5 protein-coding genes are annotated in these 4,770 nt (G+C 44.9%); 2 read left to right on the top strand and 3 right to left on the bottom strand.

Annotated features, from left to right (window positions below; all coding sequences use genetic code 11):
* Together tkt and ACP45E_RS16320 are read left to right on the top strand one after the other, a co-directional pair.
* Positions 1-1,839 (top strand): transketolase (gene tkt, locus ACP45E_RS16325; protein WP_069585275.1); only part of this gene is annotated, 1,839 nt, incomplete at its 5' end.
* A gap of 137 nt (positions 1,840-1,976) precedes the next feature.
* The gene (locus ACP45E_RS16320) at positions 1,977-2,807 is read left to right on the top strand and encodes a glycosyl hydrolase 2 galactose-binding domain-containing protein (protein ID WP_017038773.1); all 831 of its coding nucleotides are present in this window, start codon (positions 1,977-1,979) and stop codon (positions 2,805-2,807) included.
* 64 nt (positions 2,808-2,871) lie between these two features.
* On the opposite strand, the gene ACP45E_RS16315 is transcribed toward ACP45E_RS16320, so the two are convergent.
* From ACP45E_RS16315 to ACP45E_RS16305, 3 genes are all read right to left on the bottom strand, one after another.
* Positions 2,872-3,255, bottom strand: coding sequence for a DUF2061 domain-containing protein (locus ACP45E_RS16315; protein WP_017038772.1), 384 nt, complete (start codon positions 3,253-3,255; stop codon positions 2,872-2,874).
* Positions 3,256-3,507: 252 nt separating this feature from the next.
* Positions 3,508-3,945 (bottom strand): universal stress protein, encoded by a 438-nt coding sequence (locus tag ACP45E_RS16310; RefSeq protein ID WP_017038771.1) that lies wholly within the window; start codon positions 3,943-3,945, stop codon positions 3,508-3,510.
* Between the two features lie 114 nt (positions 3,946-4,059).
* The coding region (locus tag ACP45E_RS16305) for a DUF3394 domain-containing protein (protein WP_141707376.1) at positions 4,060-4,770 on the bottom strand (711 nt) is incomplete at its 5' end.

Below are 4,770 nucleotides of genomic sequence, written 5' to 3'. Positions count from 1 at the left end.
GAATGGGCTGACCGCGACCGTTTCGTGCTGTCTAACGGCCACGGTTCAATGTTGATTTACTCTTTGCTTCACCTAGCGGGTTACGAGCTCTCTATCGAAGAGTTGAAAAACTTCCGTCAGCTACACTCTAAAACACCAGGCCACCCAGAATACGGTTATGCTCCGGGTATCGAAACAACAACCGGTCCACTTGGCCAAGGCATTACTAATGCTGTTGGTATGGCGTTAGCCGAGAAAACACTCGCTGCGCAATTTAACAAAGAAGGCCACGACATCGTTGACCACTATACCTATGCATTCATGGGCGATGGCTGTCTGATGGAAGGTATCTCTCACGAAGCGTGTTCTCTTGCTGGTACTCTTGGCCTCGGTAAGTTAGTTGCTTTCTGGGATGACAACGGCATCTCTATCGATGGTGAAGTGGAAGGTTGGTTCTCTGACGATACGCCTAAGCGTTTTGAAGCTTACGGCTGGCACGTTATTCCTGCGGTTGATGGACACGATGCTGACGCAATCAATGCGGCCATTGAAGCCGCTAAAGCAGACCCTCGCCCGACCCTTATCTGTACGAAAACGGTTATCGGCTTTGGTTCTCCAAACAAATCAGGAACGCACGACTGTCACGGTGCACCTTTAGGCGCTGAAGAAATTGCAGCAACACGTAAACAATTAGGTTGGGAGCACGGTCCTTTTGAAATTCCGTCGGAAGTTTACTCAGAGTGGGATGCGAAAGAAGCAGGCGCAGCTAAGGAAGCAGCGTGGAACGAGAAACTTGCAGCTTATGAAGCAGCATACCCAGAATTGGCAGCAGAATTCAAACGCCGAGTAAATGGTGAGCTTCCTGCGCAGTGGGAAGAAAAAGCATCGGCAATCATCGCTGATCTTCAAGCTAACCCAGCTAACATCGCTTCACGTAAAGCGTCTCAAAACGCGCTAGAGTCTTTCGGAGCTATGCTACCAGAATTCCTAGGTGGCTCTGCTGACCTAGCACCTTCTAACTTGACTATGTGGTCTGGCTCTAAGTCTCTAACCGCTGAAGACTCATCAGGTAACTACATCCACTACGGTGTTCGTGAATTTGGTATGACAGCGATCATGAACGGTCTTGCATTGCACGGCGGATTCGTACCGTACGGCGCGACGTTCCTAATGTTCATGGAATACGCTCGTAACGCGATGCGTATGGCGGCTCTGATGAAAATTCAGAACATCCAAGTTTATACGCATGACTCTATCGGTCTTGGCGAAGATGGCCCAACTCACCAACCGGTTGAGCAAATCGCTTCTCTACGCCTAACTCCAAACATGAGCACATGGCGCCCGTGTGACCAAGTTGAATCAGCAGTGGCTTGGAAGCTGGCGATTGAGCGTAAAGATGGCCCTTCTGCGCTTATCTTCTCTCGTCAAAACCTGGCACAGCAAGACCGTGACGCTGAGCAAGTGGCAAACATCGCTAAGGGTGGTTACATCCTGAAAGATTGTGAAGGCAAACCTGAACTTATCATCATTGCAACGGGTTCTGAAGTTGAGCTAGCGGTTAACGCTGCGGCTGAATTAACGGCTGAAGGCAAAAAAGTTCGCGTAGTATCTATGCCTGCAACTGATGCGTTCGACAAGCAAGATGCGCAGTACCGTGAGTCTGTACTTCCGTCTGACGTTACAGCACGTATCGCAGTAGAAGCTGGCATCGCTGACTTCTGGTACAAGTACGTTGGCTTTGGTGGCAAGATCATCGGTATGACAACGTTCGGCGAATCTGCGCCAGCTGGTGAGCTATTTAAGATGTTTGGTTTCACGACTGAAAATGTTGTTAACACAGCAAAAGAGCTGCTGGCTTAATCGCATCGCAGTAAGTTAATTTGTTACTAAAAGGTCTAGCTTCTTGTTAGGCCTTTTTTATTGTCTGTTATTTAGCGGTTTATTTAGATCAGTGAAGTCCCTATACTTTAGCAAACTTGATCTAGCGCAAACTTATTATGCACATCCCTTTAGCCGGTTTATGGCAGCTATCGCCATTGACTGACCTTTCTATCCCTCAAGATGATATTACTTTTCCAGGGCCACTCAGCGCGGTGTTGCCGAGCAATCTTTCGGAAGACGATATCGTCAAGCAGGAATGGCACCTAATGCATGATATTGAAGTTGATGAAGCGATGTTGTCGAATTCAGCGGTAGATCTAGTGATATCGGGTATTGGTTATCATGCTGAAATTCGAATCAATGGAGAGGCTATTTTTGATTGTGACGACTTTCAAGAGCATTATCGAAAAGATGTGCTTCCCTATCTGCAATTGGGGAGAAATCGTTTTGAAATTCTGTTTCTTGAACCTGATGATGATTGGTTACTCGACGAAGAACACGATGAAATTGGCAATCTAGCCCCTCTCGTATCGAACGAAATTGAAGATCGAATGGGGATTTGGCACACACCTTATTTAGACGTCTTGCCAACGGTGCGTTTGGATCGTGTGGAGACTGAACAAGTTTGCCATTTAGTGGGGGGGTGTGAGCTCCTTGTACACTTACATTACACAGTGTTCAAGCCAGGTTTGCTTTCCGCTGAGATCAAATTCAATGGCATGACTTACCGTCTTCCCATTGATGTTAGAGCTTCAAAAGCGACGGCGATATTTCAACTGGATGCGCCAAAATATATTCAGCCAGAAGGAAAGTTGCTTGAGGACGATTGTTACCAGTTAGATGTTCAACTTGAACAGACTCATCAAACTCACCAAATTGGATTAGTGAATGGCAGTGATGAAGGGACAACTTTGCATTATCAGCGCGAGATTCCCCCTGTTTTTTAAGTGAGTTGTTTCGTTTATTGAACTTGTCTAATGAGCCGTTGGATCAGTTCATTCATCGTCGCGTTTAGTGAGCACAGTGCCATTGTGAAGAGTGCTTACTTTGCCATATTTTTTCATGGAAATAGTATGCACAGGTATTAAAAGCAGGCTCTACGGTTGCCATTATTCCACCGACTAACGCATCCCCCGTTAATAGATAAACCACACCAAATGCCACACTGAAATGGACGCCTGCAAAACTCATTGTTTTTATTTTTGTTGAGCGAGAAAAGCGTTTCAGTGCTTGCCATTGATTCCATATTTTTTCGTGGAAATAGAATGCAAACGTATTCACTGTGGGCTCGATCATCGCAATTAAGCTACCGATGAGAATATCGCCCGTTAAGATATAAGCGACACTAAAGGCAATAGTGAAGTGAATAGCGGCAAAGTTGAGTGTTTTTTTCATTAGGATTCTCAAATCAGTTCTTGTGGGTATAGGAGCATTATTGAGAATTATTATCATTAATTAAAATGGTTATTGCCTATCGGTTTCATCAGCCATTTCTATGGTAATGATCAGTGCGTCAACGCAGATGAGCTTTACAAAAATTAAGAAGCGACAGATAAAGAAAAACGTAACCCTGATAGAAAAGATTACGTTTAGAGAAGATTACGATTATATTTTTACCGATCTGATACCATGCAGGCGTTGTCACAACTAGCCTTGAGGCTTGACAACCATGACGTTAATTCGCGAATTTTGTACCACTTTGCTGGCGACAGAGCCTAGCACCGCATGATCAAGCTTAGAGCGTTTATGGCTTGGCATAACAATAAGGTCAGCCCCCAGTTTTTCTGCGTACTCTAAAATGGTTGAATAAGGCTTGCCCTCAGCGACATGTACTTTGTACACAATCTTGTCGTCAATGTGCTGGACAGCGAACTGTCTAAGTTGCTCTTTGACATCTTCCTTCATTTTTTGCGCGGCATCTTTCGGGAAATAGGTGGCCACCATCGACATATGTATCCCCGGCAATACATTCAAAAGATGTATCTGCGCTTTTGAATGCTTAGCGTGCCAAACAGCCAACTCAACCGCTTTGTCTGAAAAGCCTTTATCATTTAAATCTACAGGAACAAGGATTTGTTTATACATTATTTTTACTCTTGATATTTTTGGCTGATAGCCAAGCTAATCCTTTCAAATATTGGCCTTATCTCGCGACAATCTAATACGGAATAAGGCCATCTCATTATGTCATAACGCTCATTACGCGCTCAGTTGTTCCTTTCTAGCACGTCTTTGTTGGTTCAGTCCTAGACCGATTAAGATCAATAGGGCAGGGACAAATACCCACTCTTTCATTGGACGATCCGCGTCTTGGACAATCCATTTGATTTCCCAATCAAAGTCAATACCTGCCGCTTCTGCTGGGCTGCCAAATTCAACCATATCAACAATCATTTGGTCATCATTTTGAGTCAGCATGAGACCCATTGAAGCTATGCGTTCTTCTGATGTCACCGCTCGATCTTCGAAAGGTAAACGCACCGTTCTTTCTAGGTAGCGTCCTTCGATGTTCTCACCCGCCACTTGCATCTCAAGCTGCTGTCCAATATCGAGTTTTCCAGTAATCTCTGCAATCTCAACACCTGGAGAGTAAACTTTAGCAGGGTATACCATATCCCACCAAAACCCAGGTCTAAAGAAAGTGAAAGTTAACACGAGCAATAACACGGTTTCCCACCATTTACTCTTAGTTAACCACCAACCTTGCGTTGCTGCTGAGAAAATGAGTATAGCCACTATCGAGGAGAAAATGGTTAAAGCTAAGTGCCACCAACTATCAATACCCATCAATAGCAGTTGAGTATTGAAAACGAACATAAACGGTAAAATCGCGGTTCGTATGTCGTAGGTAAAGCCTTGAATACCTGTTCGTATTGGATCTGACTTTGCGATAGCCGCGGCTGCAAACGC

The sequence above is a fragment of the Vibrio genomosp. F10 str. 9ZD137 genome, assembly GCF_049974785.1.
GTDB lineage: Bacteria > Pseudomonadota > Gammaproteobacteria > Enterobacterales > Vibrionaceae > Vibrio.
Note: the sequence above shows the minus strand (reverse complement) of the source record. Positions and strands in the feature narration are given on the sequence as shown.

Bases quoted from the DNA above. Each gene is read 5' to 3' on its own strand.
- ACP45E_RS16320 (WP_017038773.1), top strand. From the start codon at position 1,977: ATGCACATCCCTTTAGCCGGTTTATGGCAGCTATCGCCATTGACTGAC.
- ACP45E_RS16315 (WP_017038772.1), bottom strand. From the start codon at position 3,255: ATGAAAAAAACACTCAACTTTGCCGCTATTCACTTCACTATTGCCTTT.
- ACP45E_RS16310 (WP_017038771.1), bottom strand. From the start codon at position 3,945: ATGTATAAACAAATCCTTGTTCCTGTAGATTTAAATGATAAAGGCTTT.